The organism is Sphingobium scionense (assembly GCF_014197035.1).
GTDB lineage: Bacteria > Pseudomonadota > Alphaproteobacteria > Sphingomonadales > Sphingomonadaceae > Sphingobium > Sphingobium scionense.
In genome coordinates this window covers 20,165-41,037 of sequence record NZ_JACIEU010000016.1, presented here as the reverse complement: position 1 = coordinate 41,037, position 20,873 = coordinate 20,165, and the positions used below count along the sequence as shown (strand labels likewise).

Annotated in this window: 15 protein-coding genes; 6 read left to right on the top strand and 9 right to left on the bottom strand. The window is 63.5% G+C overall.

What is annotated here, in order from left to right; all coding sequences use genetic code 11:
• Entirely contained in the window at nucleotides 1-2,514 is a 2,514-nt protein-coding gene (gene ligD, locus GGQ90_RS18495; RefSeq protein ID WP_188083455.1) for a DNA ligase D, read from the top strand.
• A 72-nt stretch (nucleotides 2,515-2,586) separates the two neighbouring features.
• Here the strand turns inward: ligD and poxB are convergent, their stop codons facing one another.
• The 9 genes from poxB to GGQ90_RS18450 all read right to left on the bottom strand — a co-directional run bounded on the left by poxB (nucleotide 2,587) and on the right by GGQ90_RS18450 (nucleotide 15,162).
• Nucleotides 2,587-4,332 carry a ubiquinone-dependent pyruvate dehydrogenase gene (gene poxB, locus GGQ90_RS18490; RefSeq protein ID WP_188083454.1) on the bottom strand — a complete coding sequence of 582 codons (1,746 nt, stop codon included), beginning with the start codon at nucleotides 4,330-4,332 and terminating at the stop codon, nucleotides 2,587-2,589.
• A 224-nt stretch (nucleotides 4,333-4,556) separates the two neighbouring features.
• Complete coding sequence (locus tag GGQ90_RS18485; RefSeq protein WP_188083453.1) at nucleotides 4,557-5,390, bottom strand: formate/nitrite transporter family protein; 834 nt, start codon at nucleotides 5,388-5,390, stop codon at nucleotides 4,557-4,559.
• 58 nt (nucleotides 5,391-5,448) lie between these two features.
• Nucleotides 5,449-7,293, bottom strand: coding sequence for an acetyl-CoA hydrolase/transferase C-terminal domain-containing protein (locus tag GGQ90_RS18480; protein WP_188083452.1), 1,845 nt, complete (start codon nucleotides 7,291-7,293; stop codon nucleotides 5,449-5,451).
• Nucleotides 7,290-9,380, bottom strand: coding sequence for a 3-hydroxyacyl-CoA dehydrogenase NAD-binding domain-containing protein (locus tag GGQ90_RS18475; RefSeq protein WP_188083525.1), 2,091 nt, complete (start codon nucleotides 9,378-9,380; stop codon nucleotides 7,290-7,292). Before GGQ90_RS18475 ends, GGQ90_RS18480 begins: the two co-directional genes overlap by 4 nt.
• 11 nt (nucleotides 9,381-9,391) lie before the next feature.
• Entirely contained in the window at nucleotides 9,392-10,678 is a 1,287-nt protein-coding gene (locus GGQ90_RS18470) for an acetyl-CoA C-acetyltransferase (RefSeq protein WP_188083451.1), read from the bottom strand.
• The gene (locus GGQ90_RS18465; RefSeq protein ID WP_223178330.1) at nucleotides 10,675-12,921 is read right to left on the bottom strand and encodes an acyl-CoA dehydrogenase; all 2,247 of its coding nucleotides are present in this window, start codon (nucleotides 12,919-12,921) and stop codon (nucleotides 10,675-10,677) included. The genes GGQ90_RS18470 and GGQ90_RS18465 overlap by 4 nt, the downstream gene beginning before the upstream one ends.
• A gap of 264 nt (nucleotides 12,922-13,185) precedes the next feature.
• Complete coding sequence (locus GGQ90_RS18460; RefSeq protein WP_188083450.1) at nucleotides 13,186-13,413, bottom strand: hypothetical protein; 228 nt, start codon at nucleotides 13,411-13,413, stop codon at nucleotides 13,186-13,188.
• A gap of 28 nt (nucleotides 13,414-13,441) precedes the next feature.
• Entirely contained in the window at nucleotides 13,442-14,737 is a 1,296-nt protein-coding gene (locus GGQ90_RS18455) for a PQQ-dependent sugar dehydrogenase (protein ID WP_188083449.1), read from the bottom strand.
• Nucleotides 14,734-15,162, bottom strand: a complete 429-nt coding sequence (locus GGQ90_RS18450; RefSeq protein ID WP_188083448.1) for a DUF2231 domain-containing protein — start codon at nucleotides 15,160-15,162, stop codon at nucleotides 14,734-14,736. The genes GGQ90_RS18455 and GGQ90_RS18450 overlap by 4 nt, the downstream gene beginning before the upstream one ends.
• Before the next feature lie 186 nt (nucleotides 15,163-15,348).
• On the opposite strand from GGQ90_RS18450, the gene GGQ90_RS18445 reads away from it, so the two are divergent.
• The 5 genes from GGQ90_RS18445 to GGQ90_RS18425 are packed head-to-tail and all read left to right on the top strand — an operon-like array spanning nucleotide 15,349 to nucleotide 20,840.
• Complete coding sequence (locus GGQ90_RS18445; RefSeq protein WP_188083447.1) at nucleotides 15,349-16,317, top strand: cytochrome c oxidase subunit II; 969 nt, start codon at nucleotides 15,349-15,351, stop codon at nucleotides 16,315-16,317.
• Nucleotides 16,314-18,836 carry a cbb3-type cytochrome c oxidase subunit I gene (locus GGQ90_RS18440; RefSeq protein ID WP_188083446.1) on the top strand — a complete coding sequence of 841 codons (2,523 nt, stop codon included), beginning with the start codon at nucleotides 16,314-16,316 and terminating at the stop codon, nucleotides 18,834-18,836. Before GGQ90_RS18445 ends, GGQ90_RS18440 begins: the two co-directional genes overlap by 4 nt.
• On the top strand, nucleotides 18,833-19,210 hold the full coding sequence (locus GGQ90_RS18435; protein ID WP_188083445.1) for a hypothetical protein: 378 nt from the start codon (nucleotides 18,833-18,835) through the stop codon (nucleotides 19,208-19,210). Before GGQ90_RS18440 ends, GGQ90_RS18435 begins: the two co-directional genes overlap by 4 nt.
• Nucleotides 19,207-19,803, top strand: coding sequence for a cytochrome c oxidase assembly protein (locus tag GGQ90_RS18430; RefSeq protein ID WP_188083523.1), 597 nt, complete (start codon nucleotides 19,207-19,209; stop codon nucleotides 19,801-19,803). The genes GGQ90_RS18435 and GGQ90_RS18430 overlap by 4 nt, the downstream gene beginning before the upstream one ends.
• Complete coding sequence (locus GGQ90_RS18425) at nucleotides 19,800-20,840, top strand: c-type cytochrome (protein WP_188083444.1); 1,041 nt, start codon at nucleotides 19,800-19,802, stop codon at nucleotides 20,838-20,840. Before GGQ90_RS18430 ends, GGQ90_RS18425 begins: the two co-directional genes overlap by 4 nt.
• Nucleotides 20,841-20,873: the final 33 nt, after the last annotated feature.

Sequence of the window (20,873 nt, the reverse complement as noted above, 5' to 3'; positions counted from 1 at the left end):
ATGGCGCCTGCCGATCTCCTTGCCCCCTATAATGCCAAGCGCGACTTCAGCCGGACGCGCGAACCCAGGGGCAAGGTTGCCAAGACCGGCGGCAGAAGCTTCGTCGTGCAGAAGCATGCGGCAACGCGCCTGCACTGGGATTTTCGGCTGGAGATCGACGGCGTCCTCAAAAGCTGGGCTGTCACCAGGGGGCCAAGCCTCGACCCGGCCGACAAGCGTCTGGCCGTGCGGACCGAGGATCATCCGCTCGACTATGGCGCGTTCGAAGGGACCATCCCCAAGGGCGAATATGGCGGCGGATCGGTCATGCTCTGGGACCGCGGCACCTGGGAACCGATCCCCGGCAAGCGTGCCGACGACCTGAAGGACGGTCATCTCCACTTCATCCTGCATGGCGAGCGGATGAAAGGCGAATGGCTGCTTGTCCGGATGAAGGGGCGCCCGGGCGAAAAGCGCGAGAACTGGCTGCTCCGCAAGGTCGAGGATAATCATGCCAGCGACAGCGAAGATCTGGTCGGTCATGCACTGACCAGCGTGCTGACCGACCGCTCAATGGCCCAGATCCAGGCGGACAGCGGCGGCACGCAGTCGCTCAAGGGCGCCAAGGGCAAGGCTTTCACCGACAAGATGCAGGCCGCAAGCTCCCATAATGCCAGGATCACGACCAGAGCGAGACGCGGCAAGAGGGAGAGTGCATCGATCCCGCGCTTCGTCAAACCGCAGCTCGCCACCCTTGTGGACGATGTGCCCACCGGCGACGACTGGCTGCACGAGATCAAATATGATGGCTATCGCGCCATGGTTGCGGTCAAGGGCTGGGCGGTGAAGCTGTTCACCCGCAATGGCCTCGACTGGACCGACAAGTTCGGGCCGCTGGTGGAAGCGATCGCCGCGCTCGATCTGCCGCCGGCCTTGATCGACGGAGAGATCGTGGCCTTCGACGAGGACGGCAATCCCAGTTTCTCCGCCCTCCAGTCTGTGCTGAAACGCGGCCATGGCGCGCAGCGGCTGGACACGCCCTTCCATCTTTTCGCCTTCGACCTGCTCGCCCTCGACGGCATCGATCTCAAGCCATTGACGACCATCGAACGCAAGGAGCGGTTGGAAGCCTTGCTGGCGGATGGGGCCCCCCCCATCCATGTCGCCGACCATCTGATCGGCTCGGGTGAGGCGCTGTTGCGGTCGATGTGCGATGCCCGGCAGGAGGGCATCATCGCCAAGCGGTCGAGCGCGCCCTATCGCAGTGGTCGAACGCGCAGTTGGGTGAAGGTGAAATGCACCCGGCGACAGGAATTCGTCGTCATCGGCTGGACGAAGAGCAAGGCCAAGGGGCGCGCCTTCTCTTCCTTGCTCCTCGCCCAGAATGAGGGACGCAAGCTCATCTACAAAGGCAAGGTCGGCACCGGGTTCGACGCGGCCAGCATGGCGGATCTGGCCGAGGCGATGGCCCCACTGGCTACCGACGCTGCACCAGCGCAGGTGCCCCAGGCGGAGGCGCGCGGTGCGCAGTGGATCAAACCCATATTGGTGGCCGAAGTCGCCTTTGCCGAATTCACTAACGATGGACGCGTCCGCCATGGCAGTTTCCTGGGCCTGCGCACTGACAAGCCGGCGAGGTCGGTGAAGCCGGAGAAGGTCGCGCCAGCGCCCCCCTCGGTCAGCCATATCAAGATCAGCAACTCTGATCGCATCCTGTTTCCCGGCAGCGGCCAGACCAAGGGCGACCTGGCTGATTATTATGCCGGCATTGCGCCCCTGATGCTGCCCTTCGCTGCAAACCGTCCGATCAGCCTCGTGCGCTGTCCGCAGGGACGGGCAAAGAAATGCTTCTTCCAGAAGCATGATAGTGGCGCTTTTGGCGAGCATGTCCGCCAGCTACCGATCCGGGAGAAGGGGGGCGGGGTGGAGGATTATATCTATGTCGAGGATAGCGATGGTCTGCTTACCTGCGTGCAGATGGGCACAATAGAATTCCATGGCTGGGCGTCACGGGCGGATGCGGTGGAAAAGCCGGACCGGATGATCTTCGATCTGGATCCGGACGAGGGCATGGACTTCGCTAGGGTCCGGCAGGCGGCTTACGATATCCGCGATCACCTTAGCGATATCGGCCTCGTCTCCTTTGCCATGCTCTCGGGCGGCAAGGGCGTGCATGTCGTGGTGCCGCTGACCCCCGGTCACGATTGGGATACCCACAAGGATTTCGCCTCCCGCTTTGCCCAGGCGCTCAGCACGGCCGAGCCCGACCGCTTCGTCGCGACCATGAGCAAGGCGAAACGCAAGGACCGCATCTTCATCGACTGGCTGCGCAATCAGCGCGGCAGTACTGCGATCCTGCCCTATTCTGCCCGTGCCCGCCCCGGCGCTCCGGTCGCGGTCCCGATCGACTGGGACGAGCTTGCCGACATGAAGGATGCGCATCCCTTCGACATCGGCGATGCTGTTATCCTCTTGAAGAGGGCGAAAGGCTTGAAGGGGTGGGGTTTCGCGGCACAGGGCCTCCCGGAAATATGACAGCGGTGGCTGCGAATGGCCAGTGGCGCCACCTCCAGTCTGGGGGGCGCCACCCAAATCTTCGCGCGCTACTCAGAACAGTTTTCGCAGCAGCCCGGCATTGGTCTTGCCAAGTTCGATGATGGCATCGCCACGCCCGCTCATGATCGCCTTGGCCATATAAAGGGTAAAACCCTTCATCTGTTCGAGCGTGACCTTGGGCGGGAGCGACAGTTCGGTTCGCGCGGTGACGGCATCCAGCAAGGCCGGGCCGGGATGCGACAGAACGTCCCGCATCGCGCTGTCGAGATCGCCGGGATCGCTCACCCTTACGCCATGGATGCCGATGCTGCGGGCCATGGCGGCAAAATCCGGATTGTCGAGCGCGACACCTGTCTCGACAAGGCCGGCCGCCTTCATTTCCATCTCGACAAAACCCAGAGTGCCGTTGTTGAAAAGGATGATTTTCACCGGAAGGTTGAGCTGCCGCAGGGTCAGTAACTCGCCCATCAGCATCGCAAGGCCGCCATCGCCCGACAATGTGACGATCTGCCGATCGGGATGGGAGACTTGCGCGCCGATGGCCTGCGGCAGCGCGTTGGCCATCGATCCATGGTTGAAGGAGCCAAGCAGCCGGCGACGGCCATTCATCTTGAGATAACGGGCCGCCCAGACCGTTGGCGTGCCGACGTCGCAGGCAAAGACCGCGTCTTCGCTTGCCTGTTCGCTCAGAACCCGAGCGACATGCTGGGGATGCAGGATCCCGCCCGGCTTGCCATCGGCAAGCTCGTCCAATCCCTCGCGCGCCCTGGCATAATTGTCTTTGGCTGAAGCAAGGAAGGCGGTGTCGCGTCCGCCTTTCAGCAAGGGGAGAAGGGCTTCGATCGTCGCACCGACATCCCCCATCAGCCCCAGATCGATCGGTGTCCTGCGTCCCAGATTTTCAGGGCGCATGTCGATCTGCGCGACCTTCGCCCTGGTCGGATAAAATTGACGATAGGGAAAATCGGTGCCCAGCATCAGCAGGAGATCGCAGGCCATCATCGCCTCATAGCCCGACGAGAAGCCGATCAGGCCGGTCATGCCCACATCATAGGGATTGGCATGTTCGACCCATTCCTTGCCGCCCAGCGCGTGAACGATGGGCGCCTGGAGCGCACCGGCAATTTGCAACAACTGGGTATGGGCATCCCTGCAGCCTCGCCCGGCAAGGATCGTGACGCGCCCAGCATCGTTGAGCAGGGTTGCAAGTTTCTCGATCTCGCCGGGCGCAGCGTGGATCAGGGGCCTGGCCGGCAGGAGGGCCTCGATTGATCGCGCGCGTTTTCCCTCGGCGGCCTCAAGCGCCACGTCGCCCGGGATCGATACGACGGCAACGCCGCGATGCCCAACCGCCGCGCGTATGGCCGTCTCGAGCGTGCGCGGCATCTGGTCAGGATCGGAAATGGTCTCGCAATAGACGCTGCAATCCCTGAACAGGGCTTCAGGCCTGGTTTCCTGAAAATAGTTGGAGCCTATCTCGGCACTGGGGATCTGGGCGGCAATGGCAAGGACGGGAACCCGGGTTCGGTGGCAATCATAAAGGCCATTGATCAGATGCATATTGCCTGGGCCACAGGACCCCGCGCAAACGGCCAGTTCGCCGGTAAGCTGGGCCTCCGCGCCGGCGGCAAATGCGCCTGCTTCCTCGTTCCGAACATGGATCCAGTCGATCTTGCCTTGACGCCGCAGGCTTTCGGTGATGCCATTGAGGCTATCGCCCACCACGCCATAAATGCGTTTCACCCCAGCCAGATGGAGCGTCTGGGTGAAGAGGTCGGAAACAGTCATTCTGGACATTGGCGAGCTCCGGGCAAGGCATCAGGATTTCGGGGCCTCTCCTGGCACGGATCGCAGCATTGGATTTCCCCGCTTCGCACCGCGCCGTCCTCTCAACACATAAACCAAGCGATCGTTGCGTGGCTCGTCGGGTGGCACCTCAAGCCCGTGTCATTCGGCCGACGGCAGACGCTTCCATCCGACATCCCTTCGGTGGGACACCAAACTATGCCGGAGTCGCGCCCTCATTCGGTAAGGTCGCTTCGCATTTGCCCATGGGCCAGGACCGCGAACAGGCCGCTGCCACCGATGATGTTGCCGATGAGCGCAGGGAAGGAGAAGCCGAACCAGGCCTGCTGGAAGCTGACCTCGCCGCTCAGCCAGAGGAAGCTGATCTGGGAAGAGCCGGTGACGACGTGCGAAAAGCCGCCAAGGCCGATGACATAGGTCAGGAGGAAGATCACCCAGAATTCGTTGCCTTTGGCATTGGGCAGGGCCCATGCAATCGCGGCCATGATGAAGCCCGCCGGAATGCCGAGCATCAGGGTTTTCGACCAGTCCTGCCATTCGAGCTTGGCGAGAATATCCAGCGCCACGATGCGCTGTTCATGCGTGATGATGATCTCACCGGCCATCAGCGCGCTTACGAGCGTGACGCCGACAAGGTTCCCCGCCAGCACGCAGGTCCAAAGGCGCGCGAGCCGGGCCAGATTGTTCAGGCTAGGACGGGTCGCGACGGGCAGAACCGCTGTGACCGTGCTTTCGGTAAAGAGCTGCAGCCGTCCCATGATCACGATCAGATATCCGACCGGATAGCCCAGCAGGTAGATGAGAGGGGCCCAGTCTGTGTCGGGCAGCCTTGCCCGCAGGAGCAGTTCGGACATTAGCGACAGGGTGATCGCGAGGCCGGCCGCCAGGCCTGAAAGCATCAGTGCCAGGCTCGGTCGATCCAGTTCTTCCTCGCCCTGGAGCCGCACGACCTCATGGACGACCTTTGCCGAACCCGTGCTGCGCTCCTCGACATGCGCGGCCTCTTCCGCGTCAAGATCGGGGTGCGGGCGATCCTTGCTTTCATTCATTTGGTCCTCTCCCCTGTCTGCCGGAATTACGCCTGCCTCGGTCGCCTCTTGCCCGTCGTTACTGGCTGGCACTGCGCATGGCCCCCAGGATGAGGTCACGGTAGCTATGCTCCCTGACGCCATGGGGCGCATCCAGCCCCATTCGCTCGAGCGCGGCCAATTCCGCTTCGTCAGGCTGACCACCGCGCAGGCCGCGGGCAACCAGAGCGGCCAGCTGGGCGGGCCTGGTCGCATAGTCTGCCAGATATTGCATCGCCGGCAGCAGCCGCTGCTCGATCTGCGTAAAGTCCGTGCCGAACGGGAAGGGCGGAAATGTCTCGGTGGGCATGACCGCGCCGATCCGCTCGGGCAGATTATCCCTGTGTGCTTCGGGAATGTCCCAGTCGGGCGCTATCTTGCCCGCGGATCGTGCCTTTTCCAGAAGTTCGCCCTGAAAGCGGCTGTCGGCGATGGCGATCAGGCGCTGGATGACCTGCTCATCGCTTTGGCCGCGCAGGTCTGCAACGCCATATTCGGTCACGACCATGTCGCGCAAATGGCGAGGGATGGTTTCATGGCCATAGCTCCAGACGATATTGGACTGGGTCTCGCCTTTGTGGCGCCGGGTGGCGGGCAGGGTGATGATCGAACGCGCGCCGTTGAGTTCGAGCGCCTGCGCCACGAAATTATACTGTCCGCCTACGCCGCTGACGACCTGGCCATCTTCAAGCCCGTCCGAGATCGTGGCGCCCAGCAGCGTGACCATCATGGCGCTGTTGACGAAGCGGGCCTTTTGCCGCGCCTTGCGCTTGGCCGCTTCGTTGCCGAACAGCGCATTGATATAGCTGATCTCGCGCATATGGATACGATCGCGCAGGCCCTCGTCCATGTCCCGCAGCGCGGCGTAGAAGCTGCGCGGGCCAACGAAGAAGCCGCCATGCACGATCGCGCCATCCGCTTCACGCTTGACGATGCCGGCCCTTATGAGATCGAGGAAACAGTCGACCAGCATCTCGGTGGGCGCATATAGGCCTTCCTCAAACGGGCCGGTTTCCCTTGGCTCGGGAGAGCCCAGCCGGTCGAGGGTTGCGCGATAGGCATCGGACCGCTCCTGCCGCAGGATCAGGCTGTGGGCGATCGCGTCGCCGATCGCGCCGATGCCGATCTGAAGCGAGCCTCCATCGGCTATCAGCGCGGCCACATGGACACCGATGGCGTGCTGGGCAGGGCTTACGGGTTGGCGTGGCGGCCCGAAGAGGGGAAAGCGTGTCTGCGCGCTGTCGAGGATGATCGCGAACCGATCGGATGGGATTTCGGCCGGCCCGCGCATGAAGGGCAACTCGTCATTGACCTGTCCGACCAAGGCAAAATCGGCCCGGCCCCGATCGCGCTCGGCAAGCAGGTCGAGGGTCATGTCGGTATTGCAGCTCAGGCTATAGCTGTCGCCCCGTCGTGCCACGATCTGCGCCACGACATTGACGCCCTGGTCGATCAGATAGCGCATCGCATGGGTATAGTTGGCCGCGATATAGTGGCGCTGTGCATCTCCAGCGCCGAGCTGGCTGCCGGCCTGGAAGAAAAATTCATTCACCTCGATATTTGCCGGCATCTCGCCCGCGCGCTGCGCCTGCGCATAGGCAAAACGCGGATATCCGCCCATTGTCCGCTCGAACACGGGGTCGAGGAAGCGACGCTCGAGATCCGTGCCGAGCGAGGGCTGCTCGAGCGTGAGCGCCGTGAAGATGCGCAGCCTGATGGCGGGATCAGCGCTGGCACGGGCGAAAAGGGCATTGACGATATGGGGCGCCTTGCCAAGGCCCAGCGGCAGGCCAAGGACGATATGCCCGTCGGTGCGAGCGATGATGCGGTCGGCTACCTCCTCTGCCGAACCAAGTTCCACAGGCTCGGTCCCGCCGGTCCTCATTGCAGCATGTCCCAGCCCGGATCGGGCCGGAACCGCTCGCCATGGGCTTCGCGCAGCCCTTCCAGCACGGCTTTGACTTTGCCAATCCCGCGTGCGCGGGCATAATGGAGCGGTCCGCCACGAAAGGGCGCAAATCCGGTGCCGAAGATCATGGCCGCGTCGATGATATCGGGATCGTCGGTTACTTTCTCGCGCAGGACCGCAACGGCCATGTTGAGCATCGGCATGATGAGTCGGTCCGCCATGTCCGGCGGCGGCGGGGCGGCGTTGCTCTTGACCGCATGGCCGTCCTTCCAGGCATATATGCCTTTCCCGGACTTCGCACCCAGCTGACCCGCCGAAACCTTGTCATGAAGCCATTGCGGGGTGGCAGGCATGGGCCAGTCCAGCTCTCGCTTCAGCATGTCGGCAACCGCAAGACCGATATCGAGGCCGACCTGATCTGCAAGTTCCAGCGGGCCCATGGGCATGCCGAAATCCATTGCGGCCCTGTCGATCGTCTCGGGCGCGATGCCCTCGTCCATCATCGTCATCGCCTCGACCAGATAGGGGGTAAGGATCCGGTTGACGATGAAGCCGGGGGCGCTGCGGGCGGGGGCCGGCAGCTTGCCGATGATGCCGACAAAGGCTCTTGCGCTGGCCTCGACCTGCGGATTGACGCCGTCATGGCTGATTACCTCCACCAGGTCGAGCCGCGACACGGGATTGAAGAAATGGATGCCGACCAGCCGTTCGGGATGGCGTAGCCCGTCGCGCAATTCCTCCAGGGGAATGGAGGAGGTGTTGGTCGCCAGGATCGCACCGTCCTTCATGCGTGGCTCGGCGCTCGCATAGAGGGTGCGCTTGAGATCGGCCTTTTCCGGGGCCGCCTCGATCAGTATGTCGGCTTTGGCGATGCCCGCACCATCCGGGTCGGGGATCAACCGATCCAGCGCATCGCGCACCTTGAGCCGATCTCCATGGGCGAGCTTTTCGTACAGTTTCGCCGCTCGGCCAAGGGCAGCGCCAATCGGCTCGGGCTTCAAGTCGGAGATGCTGGTGCGCAGGCCGCGCCACGCACACCAGGCCGCGATGTCGCCGCCCATCGCGCCCGCCCCGATGACATGGACATGGGCGATCGCCTCATTGCCCGGCCCAGCCAGTGCCTTGAGCTTCTGGCGCAGGAAAAAGGCGCGGATGAGATTTTGCGCGCTATCGCTCATCATGAGATGTGCGAAGGAAGCGATCTCCGCCTGTTTCATCGCCTCCTGGTCGCCACCATGGGTCTCCCACAGGTCGATGAGCGCATGGGGCGCGGGATAATGGGCCAAGGGTGCTCTGGCTTCCGTCCGACTGCGCATCTGCCGCGCCGTCAGATGGCGGACTGGCGCGGCGTCCTTCAGTCGATCCAGCAATGCCTGACGGCCCTGGTCCATGTTTCCATCTACCGCTGCCATGATGGCGGCGTGGACATGGCGTTCAGGGACGACCGCATCGACCAGCTCCATGTCTTTCGCGCGCCCAGCATCGATCGACTTGCCGGTCAGCATCAGTTCCATCGCCGCGATCGGATCGCATAAATGGGTAAAGCGCGCCGTGCCGCCGAGCCCTGGATGAAGGCCAAGCTGCACTTCGGGGAAGCCGAGCCTTGTCCCTTCGATGGCGATGCGCTGTTTACATGCCAGGGCGACCTCGAGGCCGCCACCCATGGCATAGCCGTGCATGACCGCAATGGTTGGAAAGGTCAGCGCTTCGAGACGGTCGACGATAGCATGTGCGGCGGCGATCCGGTCGCGCACCATCGCCTCGTCGCGCATGTCACGAAATTCGCTGATATCCGCGCCGGCGAGAAACCCCTGTTTCTTGCCTGATCGAATGACCAGCGCCCTGGGCGCCCGGTCGGCGATCATGTCGAGTATATGGTCAAGCTCCTCGAGCACGGCTTGGGACAGCAGATTGGTGTCCGTTCCCTGCTGATCGAGGATAGCCCAGCCAATGTCATGGGCGTCGCGCGTGAAGCGCCAATGATGCAGGGCCTCCGCGCGATGGGACGCGGGACCGGTCTCCAGATCGCGATCGGCAAGAAAGGACCAGACAGGATCGTTCATCATGGCCTCCTTCACAGCCGTTCGATCAACATGGAGCCGCCCTGACCGCCGCCGATACATTCGGTGGCGATGCCGCGCTTGAGCCCGAGCCGCTCCATCGCCTGGACAAGATGCAGCGCGATCCGTGTGCCGCTCGTGCCCACGGGATGCCCCAGGGAAATCGCGCCGCCATCGACATTGAGGCGCAAGGGATCGATGCGCCCGGCTGCCCCTTCAAGGCCCAATATGGTGCGACAGAATGCCTCGTCCTCCCATGCCGCAAGACATGCCAGCACCTGCGCAGCGAAGGCTTCATTCAATTCCCACAGATCGATGTCTGCCAATGCATGACCGTTGCGTTTGAGAAGTGCCGTCGAAGCGAGCACCGGACCCAGGCCCATGATGGCGGGATCAAGCGCCGACCACTGGCTGTCGACGATCCGCGCGCGGGGCATAAGGCCATGGCGTTCGACGGCCTCTTGCGAGGCGAGGATGGTCCAACAGGCGCCGTCGCTGATCTGCGAACTATTGCCCGCCGTGACCTTCCCATAAGGACGCTCGAAAACCGGCTTCAGTGTCGCGAGCTTCTCTGTACTGCTGTCGGGCCGCACGCCATCATCCCGGGAATGGACGGTTCCATCCTTGGCAAACGCGGGTACAACTTCCCCCTCCAGCCATCCCTCCGCCTGCGCCCTGGCAAGACGCTTGTGGCTTTCGACCGCATAAGCATCTGCTTCCGCCCGCGTTATGGAGAAGAGGTGCGCCAATATTTCCGCGGTCTGGCCCATGCCCAGATCGGTGATGGGATCAGTGAGGCCGCGTTCCAGCCCGATGATGGGCTTGAGGAAGTCGGGGCGAAATCCGCTGGCCGCTTTCAGCGAGGCCAGGGGGCTGCCCTTGTCGCCCTGCATCGCGGCAAACCATTCGACGGCATCCTGCCGAAACACGAGGGGGGCGTGACTGAGCGCTTCGGCACCGCCGGCCAGGATGAGGTTGCTGCCGCCATCGGCGATATAGCGGTAGGCCGTGTCCATCGACTGCATGCCCGAACCGCAATTGATTTGAACGGTAAAGGCGGTCGTCTGCGTCCCGCAGCCCAGACGCAGGGCAGCGACGCGCGCCGGATTGGCTTCATCGGCGATGACATTGACGCACCCCAATATGACCTGATCGAAATCCGTGGGGGCAAATTTCTGCCTCAGCAGGAGCGGGCGCCCACATTGCACGGCCAGGTCGACAGGCGTGAAGGGGCCGGGGCCGCCGCGCGCTTTGAGAAACGGCGTGCGGGCGCCATCGACAATATAGACCGGGCGGCTCATTCGGCGGCCTGCGCCAGATCCGATGCAGCAGCATTGCGCCGCAGCTCCTCGGGTGCAAAATCATCCACGGCGATGACGTCCGCGACCGCGCGATCGGCCTCTTCAAGCTGCGCCAGTTCTGCGCTCGACAGCAGGCCGCGCTCGCGCGCCTTGGCCCAATCCTTGATCCGCGCCTTGCGCAGCCGGTCATGGATCGGCTGGGTGTCGACCATCAGGCGAAAGGCTTCGGTCAGGCGGGCGACGGGTTCTTCCGGGCCGCCGATGAACACATTGTCGATCAGCCGTTCGCGCGCTGGGCAGGGTTCCAGGATGATCTGCGCGCACTGACGGATGGTCCGGTCGGTCGGGCCATGGCGACGGCGGCCAAAGGGGAGGATGAACAGGCGCAGCATCCAGCCCACGGGCCGCGCGGGGAAATTCTCGATGATCTCGACGAACCTTTGTTCGATCGTGGCAAAGCCGCTGTCCATGCACCAGGCGAGCAGGGGAAGGTCATCATCCTGGCGCCCTTCATCCTCCCACCGCTTGAGCGCGCCGGAAAGAAGATAGAGTTCCGACAGGATGTCGCCCAGCCGGGCAGAGAGGAGTTCCCGCCGCTTGAGCTCGCCGCCCAGGGTCAGGAAGGCAATGTCGGATATGAACGCAAAGGCTGCGGCGTAGCGGCTCATCTGGCGATAATAGCGGGTCGCGCGCCCGGCCTTGGGCGCCGGCGCAAACAGGCCGCCGGTCCAATTGCGCGCGAAGGCGCGGATCGCGGTCTTGAGCGCGTGGCCGACATGCTTCCACAGCACATCGTCGAACTGCGCCAGCGCGCGCCCGCGATTGGCATCTGCAACCGCACGGATCTCCTTGAGCAGATAGGGGTGGGAGCGGATCGCACCCTGGCCAAACACCATCAAGCTGCGGGTGAGGATATTGGCGCCCTCGACCGTGATGCCGACCGGGATCGCGCGATACTGGTTGCCGAGATAATTATTGGGTCCGTCGATTACGCCCTTGCCGCCATGCACGTCCATCGCGTCGTTGATGACGGTCCGCATGCGTTCGGTCGCGTGGAGCTTGAGGATCGAGGAAATGACGGCGGGGTGGTTCCCCTGATCGAGCCCCGCGCAGGTCAGGCGGCGCGCGCCATCGAGCAGATAGGCATTGGCCGCGATCCGCGCCAGCCGCTCCTGTATCCCCTCGAACTTGCCGATCGGCAGGTTGAACTGGGAGCGCACCCGCGCATAGGCACCGGTCGTATGGGCCGCAAAGGCGCCGGCGGCGGCAGACAGGGAGGGCAGGGAAATGCCGCGACCGGCCGCCAGCGCGCTCATCAGCATTTTCCAGCCCTGGCCGACGCGATCCGGGCCGCCGATGATGTTGTCGAGCGGGATGAACACGTCATGGCCCTCATTGGGGCCGTTCTGGAAACTTTGCATCGAGGGGATATGCCGGCGCCCGATCGACACGCCGGGCAGGTCGGTAGGCACCAGCGCGACCGTGATCCCGATCTCCTCCTGACCGCCCAGCAGATGATCGGGATCGCGCAGCTTGAAGGCGAGGCCCAGCAAGGTCGCGACCGGACCCAGGGTGATATAGCGCTTGCGCCAGTTGAGGCGGATGCCCACCACCTCCTCGCCGTCCCACTGCCCCTTGCAAATGACGCCTTCGTCGATCATCGCCGCCGCATCGGAGCCGGCTTCGGGACTGGTCAGGCCGAAAGCGGGAATTTCGCGACCATCTGCCAGCCGCGGCAGCCAGTAACGCTGCTGCTCCTTGGTCCCGAAGCGCAGGATGAGTTCGCCCGGACCCAGGCTGTTGGGAACCATGGCGGTGACGGCTGCGGACACGGATCGGGTCGCGATCTTGCGGACAATCTCGCTATGGGCGAAATTGGAAAAGCCAAGGCCGCCATGTTCCTCGGGAATGATGATGCCGAAGAATTTTTCCTGCTTGAGATAGTCCCAGGCTTCCTGCGACAGGTCGTGCGTTTCCCAGGTCATGCGCCAGTCGTCGATCATGCCGCACAGCTGTTCGACGGGGCCATTCATGAAGGCCTGCTCCGCATCGGTCAGCCGGGCGGGCGGCACGGCAAGGAGCTGATCCCAATCCGGATTGCCGGTAAAGAGGGCGGCGTCCCACCAGCTGTTGCCAGCCTCGATCGCTTCGCTCTCCGTAGCGGAAAGGGCGGGCAAGGCTGCCTCGACGAGGGAGAAGATCGGGCGGGTCAGGATTTCACGGCGGGCGTTGGCAAGCATCATCTCTGTCCTTTTTGCTTGCTCCATGAACGCGGAAGACCCCGCACATGATCCGTCGCGACAGGAAGCCTCGCCTGAAAATCGGCCGCAAAATGTCCGTCGAACCAACAGCGGGTGCGGCAGCATGCGCGATGAAGCGCTCCATGGAAAGGACGGGCCTTTGCCCGATTGATGGCCGCCCGCAATGATCAGGGCAGTTTGTCGCCAATCCACCTTGCCAGTGCGTCCATCGCGATGGATTTGCTGGCGAGTGTCATGTCGGTTACGTCAGTTTGGCGCCGACGTTGTTTGCGAACTGTTGTCGCTATTGACCTCGTCTGCGCCGGTCTTGTCAGCTCTGAAATAGCCGATCGCAACCACGATGAGCAGAACCGCAATGACGAGCGCGAGGCTTGTTACCAATATGGACCGGGTCACGGTGGTACGCGATCCGCTGCGCGCCTCGACTTTCGAGAGATGGGTCACCGTTTCGCCGTCTTCCTGTCGTTTCTCCATTTTCTCTCTCCTTGCCCTTTGCCTCATGTCAGCGACGGGTTGGGGCAATCCGCCAGACGCTGTTGGACAGGTCATCGGCGACCAGGAGCGCGCCATGGACCGGATCATAACTGACGCCCACCGGACGTCCGCGCGCATGTCCATCCTTGATGAACCCGGTCAGGAAGTCCTGGGGCTTGCCGGCGGGCCGACCATTGGCGAAGGGAATGAAGACCACCTTGTAGCCGGCCAGATCCTGCCTGTTCCAGCTGCCATGCTGCCCGACGAAGGCGCCCTGCGCATAGGCCGGGCCAAGACCGGCGCCGGTTGCAAAGCTGATACCGAGTGCCGCGACATGGGATCCCAGGGCATAATCGGGCCGGATCGCGCGTCGCACCATATCGGGCTGCTGCGGACGCACCCGCGGATCGACATTCTGTCCCCAATAGCTGTATGGCCAGCCATAGAAGGCCCCGGGGCGAACCGCAGTCATATAATCGGGCACCAGTTGCGGTCCGAGCTCATCGCGTTCGTTCACCACGGCCCAGAGCCGGCGCGTCTGCGGCTCAACTGCAAGGGCTGTCGGATTGCGGATGCCCGAGGCATAGGTGCGATGCATGCCGGACTGGCGATCAACCTCCCAGATGACGGCACGATCTTCCTCCACCGCCATGCCGCGTTCGCCGACATTGCTGTTGGAGCCGATACCGACATAGAGTTTCGATCCGTCCGGGCCAGCTGCCAGCGACTTGGTCCAGTGATGATTGATGCGCGAGGGCAATCTGGTCACTTCGACGCCCGGCGTGGTGATGCGCGTCTCGCCCTCGTGATAGGGAAAGCGCAGCAGCGCGTCCTGTGTCGCGACATAGAGCTGGCCCTCGACCAGGGCGAGGCCATAGGGCGCATTCAATCCGGTGATGAGCGCACTGCGCAATTCGGCGCGGCCATCGCCATCGGCATCGCGCAGCAGGGTGATGCGATTGCCACCCTTTACCGATGTCTTCCCCATGGCCTTGATCTGGGTCGCGATGACATCCTTGGGCCGCAGGGCAGGGGCCGATCCCCCTGACCCTTCCGCCACCAGAATGTCGCCATTGGGCAGCACCAGCATCTGGCGCGGAATGGCGAGCCCCGTGGCAAAGGCCGTCACGCTAAAGCCGGCCGGTGCCGTCGGCTTTTCATTCTCCCAGCCAGCGGGCGTCGCGATTTTCATCGGCGGCAGCAATGTCTGGCGCTGATCGGGCAGTTCCGGCCGGTCGCCGGTCTGGTCAAGGCCAGGCTGGCTACGCCCGCAGGCGGCAAGCGCCAGGAGACCGGCGCTCAGGATGAAGCCACGCACGGTCATGGCCGAACCTCCCGATAACCCGCGAAGGCCGTCCAGCCCGCGGCAAGGGCAGCCAGGCTGCTGAGGAGGGAGAGAATGAGCCCGATGGTCCCGACCGAACTCCAGCCGTCGCGGCTATGCTGGAAGGCGTTGATGAGCCCGCAGGCCCACATCAGCGCCAATAGCAGCAGATAAAGGCCATGCTGTCGGCGTGCCGGCCCTTTGGCGCGCGCCAGCGCGATCAAAGCCCATAGCAGTACCAGGCCGCCGCCGATCAGTGCGCCGGTGATCAGCCAGGCCGAAAAATTGCTCCACTGGATTTCCGCGCTGTTGAGATAGGTGATGTCCGACAGCAGGGCAGCGGGAAAGAGGGCGACCGGCCAGGCGAGCAGCAGGCCGTGAAGCGGATGGAGCAGGGGCCGGGTGCGCGGCGGGGCGCTGGGCAAGACAGGTCTCCTTGTCGAAGCAAGAACGATCCCTCGCCAATGCGCCGGCTGGCTTTTGGTTTCGCCGACACCAGCAATTCATCCACTTGTTGCGAAACAGAAATGTTTGAACCGGATGCCGCTTCGCGTGTTGGCACGAAAGACGCTGCACATAGGATGCGGCGCAAAAGGGGTGACGCGGGCGCAATGCGCAATCCATGGCTCTGGACCATTTCGCTGCTCGGCCTTGGCGCCTGCAATGCGCATCAGTCGGCCCTCCATGTCTTCGGCGCCGAAGCACGGCAGGTGCGCGAGATGGCGATCCTGTTGACCATCGGTGCGGCGATCATCGTGACGGTCATGGTCCTCATCTATGTTCGCGCGCTTCGCGCTCCGGAAGGGGCGCTCAGCCATCATGGCGGCATGCGGATCATCCTGTGGCTGGGCGCCATCGGCCCGGCCCTGATCCTTGGCGCGCTGCTTCTCTACGCTTTGCCTGCCATGCGCCCGCGCGACACGGCGCCTGGCGACCTCACCATTCGGGTCGAGGGCGAGCAATTCTGGTGGCGGGTCGCTTATGGGGCGTCACGCGCCGGGCCTGGACTTGTTTCTGCCAATGAGATCCGCCTTCCCGTGGGGCGGACGGTGATCCTTGAACTCGGCGCGCAGGACGTGATCCACAGTTTCTGGATTCCCGGTCTTGCCGGCAAGATGGACATGATCCCCGGACGGACCAACAGGCTGGTCGTGCGCGCCGAAAAGGCCGGCCGCTTCCGGGGCGTTTGCGCGGAGTTTTGCGGCCTGTCGCACGCGCTGATGGCCTTCGACGTGATCGCCATGAACCCAGCGGATTTCGACGCATGGCTGGCGGGCGCGCGCGGCGCCGGCAAGGGCCTGGTCCCATCGAGGGGCCAGTCCCTCTTCGATGCGCATGGCTGCGGCGCCTGCCATGCCATCCGGGGAACCGCGCATCATGCGGCAATCGGGCCTGACCTTAGCCGTTTCGGGCAAAGGCGGACGCTGGGGGCCGGGATATTGCCACCGACCACCGCCAATATCGCCGCCTTCATCCGTGCGCCCCAGATCGCAAAGCCAGGCGCGCGCATGCCCGCCTATCCCCAGCTGTCCGAGCAGGAGGCCATTGCCATTGCCCATTATCTCGAGGGGCTGAAATGAGCCTCCATGATCAGGATGACCCAGCGCTCCGCGCGGCGCAGGAAGAAAGGCTGCGCGCGGTATGGGCACCGCCCAGGGGAATCTTCCTGCGCTGGACCGACTGCAACAATAATCGCGTTGGCGTCTGGTATGTGCTGACCGCCTTCGGCTTCATGCTCTTTGCCGGCGTGCTCGCGCTCATCATGCGCACCCAGCTTGCCGTGCCCGACAATGATCTGGTGGGGCCTGGTACCTTCAACCAGCTCTTCACCCTGCACGGCTCGATGATGATGTTTCTCTTCGCCGTGCCGATGTTCGAGGCGGTGTCGATCATCCTGCTGCCGCAATTGCTGGGCGCGCGCGACCTGCCGTTTCCTCGCCTGTCGGCCTTTGGCTACTGGTCCTTCCTGATCGGCGGGCTGTTCGTCGGGGGATCGATCTTCTTCAATGCCGCCCCTGACGGCGGCTGGTTCATGTATCCTCCGCTGACCACCCGGACCGATCTGTCGGGGCTCGGAGCCGATATCTGGATGCTCGGCCTTTCCTTCATCGAGGTGTCGTCGGTCGCCGCCGCAGTCGAACTGATCGTCGGCGTGCTCAAATGTCGACCGCCGGGCATGCGGCTCAATCTCATGCCGCTATATGCCTGGTACATACTGGTCGTGGCGGTGATGATCCTCTTTGCCTTTCCGCCGCTCATCGCCGGCGACATATTGTTCGAAATGGAAAGGCTGCTCGACTGGCCCTTCTTCGATGCGCGCCGGGGCGGGGATCCGCTCCTGTGGCAGCATCTGTTCTGGATCTTCGGTCATCCCGAAGTCTACATCATATTCCTGCCCTCGATCGCGCTGTTCGCGATGCTGGTGCCGACCTTCGCCAACCGCCATCTGCTGGGCTATCCGTGGATCGTGCTGGCAGCTGTGGGCACCGCATTCCTGTCCTTCGGCCTGTGGGTCCACCACATGTTCACCACCGGGTTGCCGAAGATCAGCCTCGCCTTCTTCTCGGCTGCCTCCGAAGCCGTGGCCATTCCGACCGGCGTCCAGATCTTCGTGTTCATAGCGACGCTGTGGGCTGGGCGGGTCACCTGGTCCACACCCCTACTCTATGCGACCGGCAGCCTCGCCATTTTCGTGATCGGTGGTCTTACCGGCGTGATGGTGGCAGTGGCACCGTTCGATTGGCAGGCGCATGACAGCTATTTCGTCGTCGCCCATCTCCATTATGTGCTGATCGGCGGCACGCTGATGCCGCTATTTGCCGGCCTTTATTATTATTGGCCTTTGGTGACGGGCAAGAAGCTGTCCGACCGGCTTGGCCGGGTCGCTTTCTGGATGCTGTTCGTCGGTGCCAACCTGACCTTCTTCCCGATGCATCTTTCCGGGCTGATGGGCATGCCGCGCCGCGTCTTCACCTATCCTGCCGAACTGGGGCTGGGCGGGCTCAACATGGCTTCCACCCTAGGGGCCTGGCTGTTTGCCGCGGGGGTGGCGGTGATATGCGTCGATCTTAGCCTCTCGCCGCGCCGTGTTCGGGCCGTCCGCAATCCCTGGAATGCGGGCACGCTGGAGTGGCTCGCCCATCCCGAGGACGAGGACTGGGGCATAAGGTCGGTGCCGTTGATCGAGAGCCGCTATCCAATCTGGGACCAGACAGATTTCGTGCGCGAGGTGGATGAGGGCCGCTTCTTCCTGCCCGATGCACAGGAAGGGCGACGCGAGACGATCGTCACGAGCGTCCTTGATGCCCGGCCACTGGCAGTGATCCGTCTGGGAACCCCGAGCATCAAGCCCATGCTGACGGCGGTCGCGCTCGGCGGGGTCTTCATCCTCACCACCTATCATCTCTACTGGGCCGCGCTCGTCAGTGGCGTTGCCACACTTGCTCTGGCGCTGTGGTGGCTCTGGACCGGGACAGCCGAAATTCCCGAAAAGCCCTGCAAGCCGATCGGCCACGGCCTTGAACTGCCGCTCTATCTCTCCGGGCCCTCGGCGCCAGGCTGGTGGGCAATGTTCATCACGATGATGGCCGATGCGACGGCTTTTTCCGGGCTCGTCTTCGGCTATTTCTTCTTTTGGACCCGCCATGCGGATTTCCCGCCGGTCGCTCTGGCGGACGGACCCGGCATGGCCTGGCCCATGCTCGCATTGTTCTTGGGCATCGCAAGCTGGCTGTTGACGCTTGGCGCGCGCGAAGTGCATGCCCGCAAGCATGTCGGCATGGCACGGCTCTGCCTCATGATCGCGCTGGTGCTCAGCCTTGCCGGGATCGGGGCGGGGCTTGCCGGCCCCTGGACGCATGGCATGGACCCGCAGGCGCACAGCTATCCTGCAATCGTGTGGACGCTCGCGATCTGGGCCGCGGCCCATGCGGGCGTTGCCGCCATCATGCAGGGCTATGCACTCGCGCGCAGTCTCGCCGGGCGCATGGACCCGGAGCATGACGCGGATCTACGCAACGTCACCGTCAACATGCATTTCTATGCGCTGACCGCGATCGTCACCTATGCGACGATCGGCCTGTTCCCGCAGGTCACATGAGCGAGCGAGGCAAATGGCATGAGCGGCTCAAGGTCACGCTCTGGACGCTCATCATTCCACCAGCGATCTGGGCGGGGCATTTTCTCGCCTCCTATCTCTGGGCGGCCATCTCCTGTGCCAAGGCCGGGCGCTTTGCCAGTTTTCCGCTGCTGTTCGTCATCGGCACGATGCTTGCGCTGCTGATGATCGGGCTTTCGGGATGGATCGCTTGGGCGCAGGCACGCCTGCCGGGCAACCCGCCTCCCCATGAGGATTCTACCCGGATCGACCGGCTACGTTTCCTCGCCAAGTCCACCTTGCTCCTGGCAGGGCTGAGTTTCGTCGGCGTGCTGTTCGCTGCACTTCCGGTCATATTCCTGCGGGATTGCCGATGAAGCGCGCTTCACTTTGTGTCGGCATGGCGCTGGTACCGACAGGGTGGCTATTGGCCGTGCTGCCACTTGGCATGACTGGCCATATGGCAGGCCATATGATTGCCGTGGCGATTGCAGCGCCTTTTCTTGCCCTTGGCCTGTCGCAAGGGCGGCTTGATCCTGCGCGTCTCTGGCCCGCCCTCACAAGCCCGATGGCGATGATGCTGGTGGAACTTGTCACGGTCTGGCTCTGGCACCTGCCGGCCCTTCGCGCGGCGACAATGACCTCCTTTCCATTGCTCGCGCTCGAGCAGCTCTGTTTCCTTGGAGCAGGTCTGCTGCTCTGGTCATCGGTGCTCCGCGCCGAGCATCGGGCCGCTGGCATCGGTGCCCTGGTGCTGACATCGATGCACATGACGTTGCTTGGTGTCCTGATCGGCCTGGCGCCACGGCCTCTCTACGCGGCGGCTGATCGTCATCATCTGGCCGGCATGGCCCCGCTGATCGACCAGCAACTGGGCGGTGTCCTCATGCTGCTGGTCGGCGGGGCCAGCTATTTCATCGGTGGTCTTGTCCTGTTGGCGAGCCTCCTTCGCCAGAGGGGGGCGGCATGATCATTCGCATCAGCTTGAGGCGCGCAATCGTAGCCTTGCTTGGACTTGCGAGTCTCTGCATGCTGTTCGTCTGGTCCGGGGCCATGCAGATTTCCGCGTCGTCGGGCCATTGGCGTATTACCGACTGGTTCCTTCACTGGACGATGCGCAATTCCGTGCGGACTCATGCCTGGCTGGACTCACCACCCGATCCGCTCGACGATGAGGGCCTGGTCAGTGCAGCGGGGCATTTTCGTCAGGCCTGCCAGGTCTGTCATGGCGCGCCGGGTGTGCGTCCATCACCCGTGATGCAGCAGGCAACCCCGCCGGCGCCAGATCTCGCCCGGACGGCAGGGGAATGGCGGGATCGCGAATTGTTCTGGATCATCCGGCATGGCGTCAAATTCACCGGCATGCCGGCCTGGGCGGCGGCTGATCGACCGGACGAGGTGAGGCGCATGACCGCTTTCGTCCGGCGCTTACCGCATATGACGGCGGCGCAATATCAAGCGCTGACCCAGGCTGGCGAGGAGAGACGTCTGCCCGGCGTTGCTCCGGTAACCTTGTCGGCATGCACAAGCTGCCATGGGGTCGATGGTCGGGGGAGGGGGCAATCCGATATTCCGGTCCTGGCTGGGCAGAGCGCGGCCTATCTGGTCGCCAGCATGCGCCAATATGTGTCGGGGCAGCGCACCAGTGCAGTCATGCAGACGGCGCTGGCAACGACCAGGCGCGAGGACATGGCGAGGCTCGCGACCTATTTTTCCGCGATGCCCGGGCTGGCGAATATTGCGACCTCGCCCAGTTCTCCGGGACTGGATCGTTTTGGCCAGCCCTTGCCGGCCTGCAGCAATTGTCATGCAGTCGGCAAGGCGGCGCCCATTCTTGCCGGGCAGAAGCCAGGCTATCTCGCTGCGCGCCTGCGGCTTTGGCAGCAAGACGGGAATGTCATCGACGCGCGCCTGCCGCCGGACACTATGGCGATGATAGCAAGACGGATCCCGGTCGATCAGATCGATGAACTGGCACGGACGGTGGCGCAGCCCGGGTCGGACTAAGGGGCTATCGTCCGGTCAGGCGTGCATGTTGAC